Below are 14252 nucleotides of genomic sequence, written 5' to 3'. Positions count from 1 at the left end.
GGCGGCTTTACGATGGTGCTGAGGTATGGCGCGAGAGAGAGAAAACCCCGAGAAACTATCTCGGAAGATCGACTGTAGTGTCGCCTTCACTTTGCCTCAATGCAACGACAACGCTTCCCCCGCGTAGCGGGTTTGTTCAACGTGAAGGCTGAGCCGCCGAGAGAGCAACGCGAACGAAGGGCGGTCTCAAGCCGTTGGTTAGGTAACTTACTGCCGACGTTGGGATGGGACAGTAGAAAAGCAGAGTTGTGGATGTTGGCGACTTTGCCGATGCTCATCTTGGGAATGATGTTGTTCGTCGTCGGTGTGGTTATGAATCGTCCAAATATCATCAGCACTCTTGCAGTCGTGCCAGTAATATTCACGGGCGTCTTCTTTGTGGTGGCGATCATAGTGGAGCTCAGAACACAAAATTGGCAAGCATCTGAAGAAGAAAGCCAAGAAAAAGAAAACCGAGACCCCAAATGTTGAATCGAAGGTTTATTTTCTCCCACGCTTTGAACTCCGGGCTTTCCTTTGGCGATGAAGATAGATCATCATACGTTTGCGGCGCTAGGAGTTTTATTCCGTGGAATCGCCGGATTACATCAACGGCAAGCAATCCTGCCCCAATCAGGTCTAAAAATAGACCGCCCAAACTAAGAAATTTTTGGAGTGTTGCGGGATTCATTTTGTTACCTACTATTAAGTGACCCGCAATAGGCGGCGAAAAATACTGGTCTGCCTATCTCCTAATGCGGATCGACCATTTAGATTCGATTCAGTTGCAATATCCGCCGGCTACGCCGAGTTGTCAATATTCCGCTAGGCGAGATAGGCCGTCGCGGCCGGCGGCCTATCTCGCTAACGATCGGCGGCCTATCTCGGCTGGCCGCTTGTTTAGACTTACCACCTACCATAACCGGTCGGCTGGGCTATTGACTCCCCGTCCGCCTCGGTTCAGCACGTGAGTGTAAATCATCGTGGTGCTGACATCCTTGTGACCCAATAACTCTTGGACCGTCCGAATATCGTACCCGTCTTCAAGTAAATGGGTGGCAAATGAATGTCGGAAGGTATGCGGCGTTGCTGGCTTTGATATTCCGGCTTTCTTCACGGCTTGTTTCACCGCTTTTTGCAAGACCGATTCGTGCAGATGATGCCTGCGTTTCTCTCCGGTCGCTGGATCAGCGTAGTGACTGGTTGCGGGAAATACCCACTGCCACACCCATTCTTTGGCTGCGTTTGGGTACTTGCGTTCAAGGGCGTTGGGGAGAGAAACTCGCCCCGTGCCGTGCTCAAGGTCGCGCTGGTGCTGTCGTCTTATCAAGTCAAGGTGCTTGGTGAGCGGCTCTTTCACGGCTGCAGGAAGCATCGTGTGCCGGTCTTTATCACCCTTGCCGGCTCGCACGAGAATTTGGTTGCCGGCAAAATCTATGTCTTTGACCCTTAGCTGCAAACACTCCAGCAGCCTCAGGCCCGCGCCGTAGAGGAGCATCACCATGAGCCAATCGGAATGACCGAGGACGCCGAGGATTGATTTGACCTCCTGTCGTGTCAAGACAACCGGGAGCCTGTGCGGCCGCTTTGCCCGCACTACTCCCTCCACATAACCGATCTCTTTACGCAAAACCTCGCGGTAAAGAAACAAGACAGCGTTTAAGGCTTGGTTTTGTGTAGAGGCGCTTACGTGGGAGTCGGTTGCGAGACTGGAGAGGAACCGGGCGATTTCTTTTTCACCCATCTCCACCGGATGGCGTTTGTTATGGAAAAAGATAAACCGTTTGATCCAGTGTACGTAGGTTTCCTCGGTTCTCGGGCTGTAGTGCCGGATGCGGATCGCGTGGCGGACTTGATCGAGCAGCTTGGGCTTCTGCGTCGCCGATAGAGTGTTGACCGGAACGTTGGGCGCGGTGATCCCTTGGTTAATGGAAGAGAGCAGCCCTTTTGCATTCGAAGGCCCCATAGCCCCGTTCCTAATGCCGGAATTGGAAACTTTTCGCCATCCTTACTCCAAACGCTCACGAGCCGTCAAGCACAATTTCCTAACCAAAGCTCCCCCACCCTGTTCCTCCGCATTAAGCCGGCGGTGACGGCATGGTTTCACCCCGTTGACGTTCTCCTAAAACGCGCTAGGAAATTAGAAGGGAAAAGGAGGCGAAACATGGCAACCACGCAACCGTTTTTAACCGACGTCAAAACATTGCGCGAGCGCGCGCGGCAGCACATGGAGGAGGGCGCGGTCACGCCGGGATACAGCGCCGACCGGCAAAACGTCGTGAAAATTTTAAACGACGTGCTGGCGACGGAAATCGTCTGCAATCTCCGCTACCGGCGCCACTACTTCATGGCCACGGGGATTCACGCTCAGGTCGCGGCGGACGAATTTTTGCAGCACGCAAACGAAGAGCAAGGCCACGCCGATCAGGTGGCGGAGCGGATCGTTCAGCTCGGCGGCGAGCCCAACTTCTCGCCCGCCGGGCTGCTGACCCGGAGCCATGCGGAGTACGTCGAGGGAAACTCGCTCGCGGAAATGATCCAGGAAGACCTGGTGGCCGAAAGAATCGCCATCGACAGCTATCGGGAGATCGTCCGCTATCTCGGCAACGACGATCCCACGACGCGGCGGCTGATGGAGAACATTCTAGCGGTGGAGGAAGAGCACGCCGACGATCTCGTCAATCTGATGGAGAAGATCGGCAACTAAAAAGAGGGGACCTGGTGCGAGAGCGCGATCTCGCGGCGCTCCTTGGATGACTGAAGGATGGCGAGGACGACCTCCAGCGTCGCCTTGCCCCAATTTCCGTCGGCAAATACGGGCCGGTTCTGCGTCACGGCCTCGTACATTTTTAATAGATCTCCGGCGCGGTCCAGGAACGGCGGGCAAGAAATCTCCTCCCGGCCGTTGTCCGTGTATAGATAGAGTCCGTCCGGCGACTGGCGGATATCGCCCCTCTCGCAGCTCACCAAAGTCAAACCGAAAAACGGCTGCTTACGCGCGCCTTCGCGCCGGCGCTGCTCCGCTCTTGTCGGCGCGGAATATTTTGCCGCGGCGCTTATCGGTCCTTGAGCCGCCGGCTCTCGAGCTGAATCATCCGACGCCGCGTAGCCGCCTTCGCCGATGCCCCAGGTCAGCTCCGTGATATCGAAGCCGCCGTAGCCGTTGAACACGAGCGTCGCCGGCGTGCCGTCTTCGAACTCCAGAAACGCCGTGTAGTTTCCCTCCGTGTCGAAGCGCGGGCGCCATTTGCCGGCGACGGCGCGCACGCTCTTCACCATGCCGCCGCCGACCGCGCGCACGATGTCCGCCTGGTGCGCGCCCTGGCGGTAAACGACGCCGCCGCCTTTGGCCGTGTCCAGTTCCTCCGGCAGGCGCGCGCTCCTGAGCCAGCCTTTATAATTCCACGAATTGATCTGAATCGTCCGCCCCAACCGTCCGCTCGCGACGACCTCTCTCATCCTCTCGATGGGCGGGTCGCCCGCCTTCGAGTGCATCAGCAATTTTACTTTGTTGCCGGCGGCGGCCGCGATCATCCGGTCGCACTCTTCCAGTGTGACCGCCATCGGTTTTTCGCAGACGACGTGCTTGCCGGCGCTCGCCGCCGCGACGGCGTGCTCGGCATGAAACTCGTTCGGCGTCGCGATCCAAACCGCGTCGATGCCGCCGCTCTGGCACATCGCCGCGACGGAGTCGAAGAATTTTACTGCGGGATTTTTGGCGCGAAAAGAATCCAGTGCCTCTTTCCTCACGTCGGCGACGGCGGCGAGGGCGACGCCGGAGATCGCGCCGAGATCGCGCATGACCGCGTGGCCGGCGTTGCCGAGGCCGGCAATGCCTAGTTTTATAGTTGCCATGTAATTTGTAGGGGCGGGTTTAAAACCCGCCCCTGCTCGGTCATTTTTTCTTCGCCAGCGCTTCTTCGAAGACGGCGAGAATCGGCTTCATGTCCGTCCATTCGGGTTTGCTGTCCAGATCGAGATAATTGACCCCCGCCAAGCGCCGGTTCTCGGGCTTGACGTCGTCCTTCGGGATATCGATCCTAAGGGAGTCCGGCGCCTCATCCGCGCTCTTGAGGGATTTTTGCAGCGCGATCTGTCCCTCGCGCGAAAGGAACCAGTTGATGAATACTTTGGCCGCGTTCGGATTCGGCGCGCGGTTCACGAAGGCGAGGGTGCCGTACTGCGTGTGCAGCGCCGCGCCTTCTTTGAAGCTCGCGAACTCATCCACCGGCAGCCCCTGCTGCTTCGCCTGGTCGATGTCCGAGCAGAAAAGGCAGAGGATCGCTTTGCCGCTCGCGAGCCAGTCCACGCCCTGGCGGAAGTCGCGGAAGAGCGTCACGTCCATCTCGCCGAAGAGGCGCTTGATAAAATCGGGGCCGATCGCCGCATGATGGTAGAAAAAGCGCATCGGCGCGTTGCCGGGGCCGGGGCTCCTCACGTCCCGCGCGACAATCTTGCCTTTCCATTTCGGATCGACGAGGTCCCAGACGGAATGAATATCCTTGGAACTTGCGAGCTTCGTGTTGTAGGAGATGTTCCCTCGCTGGGGGAGGCCGACGTAGCGGAAAACAAACTGCGCCTCCGGATCGGCGTAGCGGTGCTTGCCCTGCCACCAGAGAGATTCGTTCGTCACCTCGGGAAGTAGAAGCGCGGGCTTGAGGGGATCGAAGCTGTTGGCGGCGTGCAGCGTCCGGTAATTCGACCCGATGCCTTCGCTGCTCACGTCGGCTAGATATTTTCCGGCGCGGCGCTCTGCCAGGATGCGCTTGGCCGTCTCGCCGCCGCGCCCGCCGACCCAGGTCACCTTGATTTCAGGATAGGCCTTCTGAAAGGCGCCGGATTCGATCACGGCTTCCCAGCCGCCGATGTAGACGCTCACCTGGCCTTCTTTCTTAGCGGCTGCGACGGTTTTTTCCCACTCTTTTTTCCAGCCGTCGGATTGGCCGTGGGCGTCGGCCAGCGTTGTCAATAGAGAAATAACAACGAACACGGCGCGCGACATCTTCGCCTCCCTCCAAAGATCCGAGAACACCTTATGCTTTTGCGGAAATGACCATGAATCATTTTGCCTTGTCGCTGAGACCTCACCCTCGCCCTCTCCCAGAGGGAGAGGGAAGGGGTGAGGGTTAGATCTCCAAAAACTGAGGAATCTCGCGCGTCAGATTTCGGTTGCCGGTCTTGGTGACGAGAACGACATCTTCGAGGCGCACGCCGCCCATGCCTATATAATAGAGTCCGGGCTCGACGGTGACGACGTGGCCGGCGCGGAGCGTGGCCGCGCCGGGAGAGATGCGCGGCGGCTCGTGAATGTCGAGGCCGAGTCCGTGGCCGGTGCCATGGAAGAAACCTTGCATCCTTCCGTCGATCTTTCCGGTCGGAAACCCCCTCTGCTCGAACAACGCCAGAATCTTTTGGTGAATTTCTTTGCCGTCCGCGCCGTGGCGGATCGCGCGATACGCGACTTCCTGTCCGGCCTGGACCGTAACGTAGGCTTCCTTCAGGCGCTCGGAGGCGCGCCCGCGCACGACGGTGCGGCTCAAATCGCCGAAGTAGCCGGTCTTTTGCGAGCGGGGAAAGATGTCGAAGATGATCGAGGTATGTGCCTTGATCGGGCCGCTGCCCTCATGATGCGGGTCGCAGCACTGGTCGCCCGAGGAAACGATCGTGTGGCTCGGCACCCACCCCTCGGCCATGATGGCGGTGTTGACCGCGGTCTTGAGCCGTTCCGAGGTCAGCCGCGCGCCTCCTATATATAGGTAGCGGTCGCGGCCGATCTTGGCCTTCTTCAATGTATGGATGCCGGCCTCCAGACCGATCTCGGCGGCGCGCAGCGAGGCGCGAATTTTTCTCACCTCGTCGCACCTTTTTTTCTCGCGCTCCGGAAAGAACTGATCTTTTCTCACGGTAAGGACGAATTTTCGCGCCCTTAGTTCGTCGGCGAGCAGGGTCGGGAAGTTAGCGGGAACGACGATGTTGCGGATGCCTTTTTCGTGAAAGATGAGTTCCAGGACATCTGCCGTGGTCGGTGCCTGGGCGCCTTTCTTTCTAAGCTCCGACTGACAATGAGAAAGCGACAGGACATGGTCCACGTCCGCCTGTTGTTTGGCGCGGTCGATCTCGAGATCGCTCATCACCATGTTTTTTCTTCCCTTGTGCGAGAAAAAAATGAATGGGTCGGGGGCGAAGAACGCCGTCGCGTAGAGCATATTGGCGTCGCCTTCGCTGGCGGCAACGAGCAGCAAAGTTTCGTCGTTCTTTCGCATATGAAGAAAGGTAAGTTATCAATTTCACTATGGAACATCAAGGCAATGGCGTCTTTTGTATTGACACGCAAGGCTCGTTTGCTATTATGCGCCGGATTTCACCATGTCTCTTCCTCAGGAGAAAGAACCCTTCATGGGGTTGAAGCAGAATATCGAAAAGTTCACGGAGCTTAACCGAAAAGCCGACGCGGGCGGCGGCGAGGACAAGATCCGCCGGCAGCACGAGCAAGGGAAGCTTCTGGCGCGCGAGCGCCTCGATATCCTGCTCGACCACGGGAGCTTCGTCGAGATGGACCGGCTGCGCACGCACGACTGCACCGACTTCGACATGGCCGGCAAGAAAATCCCCGGCGACGCGGTCGTGACGGGCTATGGGATGATCGATGGCCGGCTGGTTTACGTTTACGCGCAGGACTTCACTGTCTTCGGCGGCAGCTTGAGCGGCGTCGTGGCGGAGAAGATCTGCAAGGTCATGGACCTGGCGATGAAAAACGGCGCGCCGGTGATCGGCATCAACGACTCGGGCGGCGCGCGGATTCAGGAAGGGGTCGTGAGTCTCGCGGGCTACGGCGAGATTTTTCTGCGCAACGTGCTGGCCTCGGGCGTAGTGCCGCAAATCTCCGCGATCATGGGACCCTGCGCCGGCGGTGCGGTTTATTCTCCCGCCATCACCGACTTCATCTTCATGCTGAAGACCAACAGTTACATGTTCATCACCGGCCCCGACGTCATCAAGGCCGTGACCCACGAGGAGGTCACCAAGGAAGAGCTGGGCGGCGCCGAGACGCACAACGCCAAGAGCGGAGTGGCCCATTTTTCCGCCGAAGGCGAAAAGGAATGTCTCCTGATGATTCGCGAGCTGATGGGATTCCTGCCCAGCAATAATCAGGAAGAGCCGCCGTTCCATCCGACCGACGACGATCCCTCGCGGCAAGAAAGAAAGCTGAGAGATCTGGTTCCCGATAACCCCAACCGCCCCTATGACATGAAAGAGCTGATTGGCGCGGTGATGGACGAGGGATACTTTTACGAGGTGCAGCGGAATTTCGCCCCCAACATCGTCGTCGGCTTTGCGCGCCTCGGCGGAAGATCGGTCGGCGTCGTGGCCAATCAACCGGCGCACCTGGCCGGCTGCCTCGATATCGACGCCTCGGTCAAGGCGGCGCGCTTCATCCGGTTTTGCGATTGCTTCAACGTTCCGATCGTGACCTTCGTCGATGTGCCCGGATTTTTGCCCGGCACGACGCAGGAATTCAACGGCATCATCCGCCACGGCGCCAAGCTCCTTTACGCCTACGCCGAGGCGACGGTTCCCAAGATCACCGTGATCACGCGCAAGGCGTACGGCGGCGGCTACATCGTGATGTCGAGCAAGCACCTCAGAGGCGACGTCAATCTGGTTTACCCGACGGGAGAAGTTGCGGTGATGGGACCGGAAGGCGCGATCAACATCGTGTTTCGCGAGGCGTTGGAAAAAGCGGGCGATCCGGAAAAGGCGCGCGAAGAGCTCGCGGCGAATTACCGCGAGATGTTCGCCAACCCGTTCAAGATCGCCGAATTCGGCTACGTGGATCAGGTGATCTATCCCGAGGAGACGCGCCCCGTTTTGATCCGCTCGCTCGAAATGCTGAAGAACAAGCGTGACCAGAACCCGCCGAAGAAGCATGGCAATATCCCGCTGTAGAAAGGCTGTAGGCCGTAGGCGGTAGTCAATGAGAGCATTTTTTACTAACGCCTACAGCCTACCGCCTAGCGCCGGTTATGTTTAAGAAAATCCTCATCGCCAATCGCGGCGAGATCGCCGTGCGCATCGTCCGCTGCTGCCGCGAGCTCGACATCGAGACGGTCGCAATCTACTCCGAGGCCGACCGCGAATCTCTCCATGTCAAATACGCCGATTACGCCTACCTCGTCGGACCGCCGCCTTCGACCCAGAGCTATCTCGCCATCGACCGGATTCTCGACATCGCCAAGAAGAGCGGCGCCGACGCGATCCACCCGGGCTACGGCTTCCTCGCCGAGAACAGCGATTTCGCGCGCGCTTGCGAGGCCGCGGGGATCACGTTCATCGGCCCGTCGCCCCAGGTGATCGATGAGATGGGAGACAAAGTCAAAGCCCGCGCGATCATCAAGGCCGCGGGCATCCCCATCGTGCCCGGCTCCGACATTCTCGACTCCGAAGAAGAAGTGGCCAGAGCGGCGACGCGAGTCGGTTATCCTTTTATGTTGAAAGCGGCCGCCGGCGGCGGAGGAAAAGGCTTGCGCCTGGTCCGCTCCAGCCGCGAGATCCCGTCGGCCTACCGGGCGGTGCGCTCCGAGGCGGCGTCTTCTTTCGGCGACGCGCGGCTCTACCTGGAAAAATATATCGACCGGCCGCGCCACGTCGAGGTCCAGATCCTCGCCGACCAACACGGCAAAGTCGTTCATCTTTACGACCGCGAGTGCTCGATCCAGCGGCGCCATCAAAAGATCATCGAGGAATGCCCCGCGCCGGCCCTGGATTACAAGGCGCGGCGCAACATCGGCCGGATCGCGATTCAAGGCGCGCGCGCGGTGCATTACGTCGGCGCCGGCACGCTCGAATTCTTGCTCGACCGGAATATGAACTTCTACTTCCTGGAGATGAACACGCGGCTTCAGGTCGAGCACGCGGTGACCGAGCGGGTGGTCGGAATCGATATGATCAAGGCGCAGATCGAGATCGCCGCCGGCGGTTATCTTCCCTGGCGCCAGCGCCACATCAGCCCCACGGGCCACGCGATCGAGTGCCGCATTTACGCCGAGGACCCGGAAAACGATTTCATGCCCTGCCCCGGCAGGATCGAAGGGCTGCGCCTTCCCGAAGGCCTCGGCGTGCGCAACGATTGCGGCGTGTACGAAGGCGACGAGGTGCCGATCCACTACGACCCGATGATCGCCAAGCTGATCGTATGGGGCGAGGACCGGGTCGAGGCGATCGTGCGCATGCGCCGCGCGCTGCGCGAGTATCAGATCCGCGGCATCAAGACCAACATCCCGTTTCACCAGTGGATTCTCCGCCATCCGCGCTTCATGGCGGGAAATTTCAACACCGGATTCATCGACGAAGAGTACCGCTATATGCGCAAGGAGGAGATCTTGCCGCATAAGGACATCGCCCTCGCCTCGGCGGCGATCGCGGCGCTCCGGCGCGAGCAGGAGCGCACGGTGCTTCTCGTGCAAAGGGGCGCGGCGGAAAAATCTCGCTGGCGCGACAGCGGGAGAAAGACGTCGCTGCGGTCGATTCCCGGAACGCCGGGAAAAGGATGGAAAAGCTAACGATTTTAGATTTTCGATTCAATCGTTCGACTGAGCTCACGACGAAGTCCAAAATCCAAAACTTGTCCTGAGCGAAGTCGAAGGATCTAAAATCGAAAATTGGGAAGGGTCGGGGAGCTAGGGCAAGATGGCTTTTATTGCGCGCCTCGGGGAGAAGACCTACACCGTCGAGATCGAGGAGATCGGCAAGTCGCTTTATCGCGTCGCGGTGGACGGCACTGAGTTCGTGGTCGACGGCAAAAAGACCGGACTCAGCAACTATTCGCTGATCGTCGACAACCGCTCGTTCGAGGTGGACGTCGATATTATGGAGGACGAGTACCGGGTGTTGGTCGATGGGAGAAGCTACCACATCGACCTGCTGGATGAGAGGCGAATGCGCGTCGGCGGGTTGCAATCGGGGATTCAACTCCAAGGACGCCAAAACGTCTCGGTCCCGATGCCCGGCAAAGTCATCGCCGTGCTGGTTTCGGAGGGGGACAAGGTCGAGCGCGGGCAGGGCTTGGTGATCGTCGAGGCGATGAAAATGGAAAACGAGGTGCGCTGCCCGATCGACGGCGAGGTGAAAGAGGTGAGGGTGAAGACGGGAGACGCGCTCGAGGCGGGAGCGGTTCTGGCGGTGGTGGAATAATTTTTTCCCCGCGGCCAAGAAATTTGTTGTCACGAAAGTTTTTTAATGCTATACACGAAAAAAAATGGTTCCAAAGAAAGTTTTTTTCACCAAAGGAGTCGGAGTCCACAAGGAAAAGCTCGCCTCTTTTGAGTTAGCGCTGCGCACCGCCGGTCTCGCCTATTGCAATCTCGTGCTCGTCTCCAGCATCTATCCTCCGGGCTGTAAGCGGATATCCAAAGAAGAAGGCGTGAAGCTCTTGCGTCCCGGCGAGATCGTTTTCTGCGTTTACGATCGCGAGAGCACCAACGAGCCGAACCGGCTCGTGGCCGCTTCGGTCGGAGTTGCGATCCCCGCCGACGACAACCAGCACGGCTATCTCTCCGAGCACCATTCTTTCGGCGAGACCGACGAGAAGGCCGGAGAATACGCCGAAGACCTCGCCGCGAGCATGCTGGCGACGACTCTCGGCATCGAGTTCAATCCCGACACCGCCTGGGACGAGCGCGAGCAGCTCTTCAAGATGTCGGAAAAGATCGTCCGCACGACCAACATCACCCAGTCCGCGATCGGCAACAAAGACGGGCTCTGGACCACCGTCTTCGCCGCCTGCGTCTTCATCAACGACGACGCTCCGTCCAACAACAACAGCAGCGAAAGCAAATAAGCTGTCAGCCGTCAGCTTTCAGCTCAGAGCGATTTCCCTCACCCTTGCCCTCTCCCTGAGGGAGAGGGCAAGGGTGAGGGTTCGCTGATCGCTGAAGGCTTCTCAGCTTCTTTTCCTTGCGAAATACGCCACGCCGATGCTCACGCCGTAGATAATCATGAGAGGAACCGTGAGCAGAACCTGGGCGACGAGATCGGGCGGCGTGAGCACGGCGGCGAGAATAAATATGACGACCACGGCGTAGCGGAAGTGGCGCATCAGGAAGGCGTGGTCGATCAGGCCGATGCGCGTCAAAAAATAGGCGACCACCGGCAGCTCGAAAACGACGCCGAAGGCAAGCATCAGCTCCGCGGCGAACGATAGATACTCGCCGATCCGGATGGCCGGCCGCACCTGGATGGCCTCGTAGCGACGGAGCATGAATTCAAATCCCAACTGGAAAACCACGCTGTAACAAAACCAGGCGCCGAGCAGAAAGAACAAAGTCCCGAAGAACACGAAGTTCCGCGCGTAGCGTTTCTCGTGCTCGTAGAGCCCGGGCGCGACGAAGCGCCAGATCTGGCGCAGGATAACGGGCAGCGCGATGAACAGCCCGGCGATGAAAGCCACTTTCAACTTGGTGAAGAACGCCTCGACCACCGCCGTGCCGATGAGAGTGAGACCCGGGCTTTCGATGCGGGTCAGCGGCACGGTGAGGTAGAAGAAAAGTTTTTCAACGTTGGCGTAGCAGACGGCGAAGCCGACAAACAGCGCCAGGACGGATTTAACCAGACAGGAGCGCAGCTCCTGCAAGTGCCCGGTGAGCGGCATCCGGGCGTCTTCGAGATGCGCGCTAGCCTGGTTTTCTTTCACTCTGGTCGGCGGGAGGTGCCTGGCCGGCGGAAGGCGAAGGGGAGGACTCTGCGCTTTCTGTCGAATAAGTTTCGGCCGGGTGCGGTTTTTTCGGAGACGGCTCGTTCTCTAGATCCACCTGGCGCAACTCGTCTTTCAGCTCGTCGGTAGCGCGGCGGAACTCGGAAAGTCCTTTGCCGAGTGCGCGCGCGATTTCCGGCAGTTTCTTCGGCCCGAGAACGATCAGGGCCAGCGCCAGAATCAAAATCAGCTCCGGCATGCCGATGCCGAACATTTTTTCGACCTCCGATTGTAAAGCTAGTCTATTTGCGGAGGAGAGGCAAGCAGGCGGGAAAATCATGCTCGTCTTAGACAGTACTTTCTCCCGCACACCTCCGCATATATCGTATTCTGGCTTTATCTCTAAACGCTAAGCTCAGCCGGCGCTATAAGCGATCGGTCTGAAACTAAAGACTTAGGTTCTCTATTTGACGCCATGTCGGATCTGACATATACTTTCTCAGTGAGCCCGAGCGACAAACCTCTTGTCTGGCTGCACGGAGAAATTAAACCCCACCTTTCTCCCAACCTGCCAGAGTGGAGGCGGGATATCTCCTGCGACGGTTGCAAAGGGGCGAGATGCTTGGAATGCCGCACTCAAGGCCCATGCCAACGATTGGACTGCGGTGCCACGAGCTGCGCATCAGCGACGTCGACGCCACGTGGCGGATCATGTACCGAATCGAGTCGGATACCGTCGTGATCTTGGAAGTTTTCAGCAAAAAGACCTCGAAGACACCGAGGGACGTCGTTCAAGCATGCAAGAGAAGACTTAAGGAGTATGAAAATGCGTGAAGAGAGGCAAAGACGACTGGAAGCTAAAGGCTGGAAGATCGGAAGCGTCAAGGAGTTTCTCCGGCTTTCCAGCGAGGAATCCGCATACATCGAGCTCAAGATACGGCTCGCCGAAGGTCTGCGAGAGCGCCGACAGCGCAATCGGCTCTCCCAAGGGGACCTTGCAAAGTTGCTCAAATCGAGCCAGTCGCGCGTCGCCAAGATGGAGGCGGGTGACCCATCCGTTTCATTGGACCTGTTGATCCGATCTCTCCTCGCTCTGGGAATCTCAGACCGCGAACTTTCCAGAATCATTTCCACTTCTCGGGCTGCCTGAGCAATCTAATGGGGCGGCGGAAGTTTTAATCCCGCGCCGCGATAAGCGGATGGGCGAAGCCCAAGCGAGCGACCCTACGACTAAACCATGCGTCTCAACCTTGCTGGAGACATTTCCACCGTCACTGCGTTTCATTACCGGCGTCGCAGCGGTCCGATTACGAGATGCCGCTGAGCCGTTGTCGAAAACGTGATGATGAAATGCCATAATCAATCATAGGCTCAAGCGGCGGGTTAGAAGGCGCCGTCTGTTCCACGCCCCTCAAGCTTCGGAATCTCGTCCGAAGATAGTAGGAGTCTAATGCTCCTGCTCCGGCCAGGAACACGCTCAAGAAGTTTGCGCTGTTCCAGCGCCAGCACCATGCGATGAACCGCGGGCGGCGTTACGCGAAAGAAGCGCTGCATGTCGGCTTCCGCCGGAGCTACACCATGCAGCGTCGTGTATGTTTGGATGAATGCGAGATACTGCCCTTGGAGGTCGGTGAACTTGGCCCTTGGTTTCATAACACGGTCACTCGACGGAGGTGCGACGATATCCAGTCAGCGGCATTAGGGATAAAACGTGTTGGACTAAACCGCGTAGCGCGATGTTACTACTGGCTATGAAATGGAGTACGCGAGAATGGCGAGAATGGGGTCAGCGAGAATGGAGCGAGAATGGGGTCAGGAGCGAGAATGGGGTCAAGTCCGCCCTTGGCTCTTTACCAGCTCTTCTTCAATTCTGCGCGCTCTCCCGGGCCAGCTTTCTCTCTACCCCCACTCTCACCTTCATCCGCAAACAGGCTAAACTCACCGATGAACTCTTCTCTAAACCGAACTCCTTGCCGATCTCGCTATGCCTGTGCCCGCCCAAGCTCCGACACAGATACATCGCCATCGACCGTGCCTCGTTCTCCTCACCTCGTCGCTTTCTCCGTAGCTCCTCCAAGGGCTTACCGTACACCCTAGCCGTTATCCGGGCAATCGGTTCAATCCCTAACCCAAATACCCTGCGGGACTCAGGCTTTTCCTCCTCGACCCTGGCTCCGTCACCAAGTCTCCCCTTGACCCACTCCACCCCCATTCTCGGTGCGTAAAGAGCTAAGAGCGGACTTGACCCCTTTCTGACGAGCCGTCGAGGCAGCCGAGAATAGACCTGACTTCCTGACGGGTCAACACAACCGGCAATCTGATCGGCCTTTTCGCCCGGACGACACCGTTTATGTAACCGATCTCCTTTCCTAAGACCTCGTGATAAAGAAACAGGAGCGCATTCAATGCTTGGTTCTGCGTGGAGGCGCTGACATGCTTTTCTTGGGCGAGAGCCGAAAGGAACTGAGCGATTTCCGCCTCTCCCATTTCCGCCGGGTGGCGCTTGTTGTGGAAGAAGATGAATCTCTTGATCCAGCCGACGTAGGCTTTTTCGGTCATGTAACTATAATGCCGTGTTCGGATC

Annotated in this window: 16 protein-coding genes and 1 pseudogene; 8 read left to right on the top strand and 9 right to left on the bottom strand. The window is 58.3% G+C overall.

All coding sequences use genetic code 11. From position 1 onward, the window contains the following. Positions 1–252 precede the first annotated feature (252 nt). On the top strand, positions 253–471 hold the full coding sequence (locus VGL70_05745; protein HEY3303022.1) for a hypothetical protein: 219 nt from the start codon (positions 253–255) through the stop codon (positions 469–471). Between the two features lie 421 nt (positions 472–892). Here the strand turns inward: VGL70_05745 and VGL70_05740 are convergent, their stop codons facing one another. Then, complete coding sequence (locus VGL70_05740; protein ID HEY3303021.1) at positions 893–1945, bottom strand: integron integrase; 1053 nt, start codon at positions 1943–1945, stop codon at positions 893–895. Positions 1946–2143: 198 nt separating this feature from the next. Here VGL70_05740 and VGL70_05735 point away from each other — a divergent pair, with 198 nt between their 5' ends. Beyond that, positions 2144–2686, top strand: coding sequence for a ferritin-like domain-containing protein (locus VGL70_05735; protein ID HEY3303020.1), 543 nt, complete (start codon positions 2144–2146; stop codon positions 2684–2686). Here VGL70_05735 and VGL70_05730 read toward each other — a convergent pair. The 3 genes from VGL70_05730 to VGL70_05720 all read right to left on the bottom strand — a co-directional run bounded on the left by VGL70_05730 (position 2683) and on the right by VGL70_05720 (position 6242). Further along, positions 2683–3834, bottom strand: coding sequence for a Gfo/Idh/MocA family oxidoreductase (locus VGL70_05730; GenBank protein ID HEY3303019.1), 1152 nt, complete (start codon positions 3832–3834; stop codon positions 2683–2685). The two genes, VGL70_05735 and VGL70_05730, sit on opposite strands and share 4 nt — an antisense overlap. Positions 3835–3874: 40 nt before the next feature. Continuing rightward, positions 3875–4981, bottom strand: a complete 1107-nt coding sequence (locus VGL70_05725) for an extracellular solute-binding protein (GenBank protein HEY3303018.1) — start codon at positions 4979–4981, stop codon at positions 3875–3877. A 124-nt stretch (positions 4982–5105) separates the two neighbouring features. Next, complete coding sequence (locus VGL70_05720) at positions 5106–6242, bottom strand: Xaa-Pro peptidase family protein (protein ID HEY3303017.1); 1137 nt, start codon at positions 6240–6242, stop codon at positions 5106–5108. Between the two features lie 133 nt (positions 6243–6375). On the opposite strand from VGL70_05720, the gene VGL70_05715 reads away from it, so the two are divergent. From VGL70_05715 to VGL70_05700, 4 genes are all read left to right on the top strand, one after another. Beyond that, on the top strand, positions 6376–7926 hold the full coding sequence (locus VGL70_05715) for an acyl-CoA carboxylase subunit beta (protein HEY3303016.1): 1551 nt from the start codon (positions 6376–6378) through the stop codon (positions 7924–7926). Between the two features lie 77 nt (positions 7927–8003). Continuing rightward, positions 8004–9539: an acetyl-CoA carboxylase biotin carboxylase subunit gene (gene accC, locus VGL70_05710; GenBank protein HEY3303015.1), complete on the top strand. Its 1536-nt coding sequence runs from the start codon at positions 8004–8006 to the stop codon at positions 9537–9539. A 127-nt stretch (positions 9540–9666) separates the two neighbouring features. Further along, positions 9667–10170, top strand: coding sequence for a biotin/lipoyl-containing protein (locus tag VGL70_05705; GenBank protein ID HEY3303014.1), 504 nt, complete (start codon positions 9667–9669; stop codon positions 10168–10170). Between the two features lie 64 nt (positions 10171–10234). After that, on the top strand, positions 10235–10816 hold the full coding sequence (locus VGL70_05700; GenBank protein ID HEY3303013.1) for an arginine decarboxylase, pyruvoyl-dependent: 582 nt from the start codon (positions 10235–10237) through the stop codon (positions 10814–10816). A 102-nt stretch (positions 10817–10918) separates the two neighbouring features. Here the strand turns inward: VGL70_05700 and tatC are convergent, their stop codons facing one another. Next, the gene (tatC, locus tag VGL70_05695; protein ID HEY3303012.1) at positions 10919–11668 is read right to left on the bottom strand and encodes a twin-arginine translocase subunit TatC; all 750 of its coding nucleotides are present in this window, start codon (positions 11666–11668) and stop codon (positions 10919–10921) included. After that, positions 11649–11942 carry a twin-arginine translocase TatA/TatE family subunit gene (gene tatA / locus VGL70_05690; protein ID HEY3303011.1) on the bottom strand — a complete coding sequence of 98 codons (294 nt, stop codon included), beginning with the start codon at positions 11940–11942 and terminating at the stop codon, positions 11649–11651. Before tatA ends, tatC begins: the two co-directional genes overlap by 20 nt. 228 nt (positions 11943–12170) lie before the next feature. Here tatA and VGL70_05685 point away from each other — a divergent pair. Together VGL70_05685 and VGL70_05680 are read left to right on the top strand one after the other, a co-directional pair. Further along, positions 12171–12502: pseudogene (locus tag VGL70_05685) on the top strand (type II toxin-antitoxin system RelE/ParE family toxin). Continuing rightward, positions 12495–12818 carry a helix-turn-helix domain-containing protein gene (locus VGL70_05680; GenBank protein ID HEY3303010.1) on the top strand — a complete coding sequence of 108 codons (324 nt, stop codon included), beginning with the start codon at positions 12495–12497 and terminating at the stop codon, positions 12816–12818. The pseudogene VGL70_05685 and the gene VGL70_05680 overlap by 8 nt, the downstream one beginning before the upstream one ends. Positions 12819–13051: 233 nt before the next feature. On the opposite strand, the gene VGL70_05675 is transcribed toward VGL70_05680, so the two are convergent. The 3 genes from VGL70_05675 to VGL70_05665 form a co-directional block, all read right to left on the bottom strand. After that, positions 13052–13321, bottom strand: coding sequence for a hypothetical protein (locus VGL70_05675; GenBank protein ID HEY3303009.1), 270 nt, complete (start codon positions 13319–13321; stop codon positions 13052–13054). A 211-nt stretch (positions 13322–13532) separates the two neighbouring features. Beyond that, a complete protein-coding gene (locus VGL70_05670) occupies positions 13533–13874 on the bottom strand; it encodes a helix-turn-helix domain-containing protein (GenBank protein HEY3303008.1) in 342 nt (113 codons plus the stop codon). A 23-nt stretch (positions 13875–13897) separates the two neighbouring features. Beyond that, positions 13898–14252, bottom strand: a 355-nt coding sequence (locus VGL70_05665; GenBank protein HEY3303007.1) for a phage integrase N-terminal SAM-like domain-containing protein, incomplete at its 5' end; no start/stop codon positions are given.

The sequence above is a fragment of the Candidatus Binatia bacterium genome, assembly GCA_036504975.1.
In the GTDB taxonomy this organism is placed as follows: Bacteria; Desulfobacterota; Binatia; order UBA9968; family UBA9968; genus JAJPJQ01.
This window is presented reverse-complemented; position numbering and strand designations above follow the sequence as displayed.

What these genes read in the sequence shown, in the direction of transcription:
- VGL70_05700 (HEY3303013.1), top strand. Translation starts at nt 10,235, where the DNA reads ATGGTTCCAAAGAAAGTTTTTTTCACCAAAGGAGTCGGAGTCCACAAG.
- tatA (HEY3303011.1), bottom strand. Translation starts at nt 11,942, where the DNA reads ATGTTCGGCATCGGCATGCCGGAGCTGATTTTGATTCTGGCGCTGGCC.
- VGL70_05745 (HEY3303022.1), top strand. Translation starts at nt 253, where the DNA reads ATGTTGGCGACTTTGCCGATGCTCATCTTGGGAATGATGTTGTTCGTC.
- VGL70_05735 (HEY3303020.1), top strand. Translation starts at nt 2,144, where the DNA reads ATGGCAACCACGCAACCGTTTTTAACCGACGTCAAAACATTGCGCGAG.
- accC (HEY3303015.1), top strand. Translation starts at nt 8,004, where the DNA reads ATGTTTAAGAAAATCCTCATCGCCAATCGCGGCGAGATCGCCGTGCGC.
- VGL70_05675 (HEY3303009.1), bottom strand. Translation starts at nt 13,321, where the DNA reads ATGAAACCAAGGGCCAAGTTCACCGACCTCCAAGGGCAGTATCTCGCA.
- VGL70_05720 (HEY3303017.1), bottom strand. Translation starts at nt 6,242, where the DNA reads ATGCGAAAGAACGACGAAACTTTGCTGCTCGTTGCCGCCAGCGAAGGC.
- VGL70_05705 (HEY3303014.1), top strand. Translation starts at nt 9,667, where the DNA reads ATGGCTTTTATTGCGCGCCTCGGGGAGAAGACCTACACCGTCGAGATC.
- VGL70_05730 (HEY3303019.1), bottom strand. Translation starts at nt 3,834, where the DNA reads ATGGCAACTATAAAACTAGGCATTGCCGGCCTCGGCAACGCCGGCCAC.
- VGL70_05680 (HEY3303010.1), top strand. Translation starts at nt 12,495, where the DNA reads ATGCGTGAAGAGAGGCAAAGACGACTGGAAGCTAAAGGCTGGAAGATC.
- VGL70_05715 (HEY3303016.1), top strand. Translation starts at nt 6,376, where the DNA reads ATGGGGTTGAAGCAGAATATCGAAAAGTTCACGGAGCTTAACCGAAAA.
- VGL70_05740 (HEY3303021.1), bottom strand. Translation starts at nt 1,945, where the DNA reads ATGGGGCCTTCGAATGCAAAAGGGCTGCTCTCTTCCATTAACCAAGGG.
- VGL70_05725 (HEY3303018.1), bottom strand. Translation starts at nt 4,981, where the DNA reads ATGTCGCGCGCCGTGTTCGTTGTTATTTCTCTATTGACAACGCTGGCC.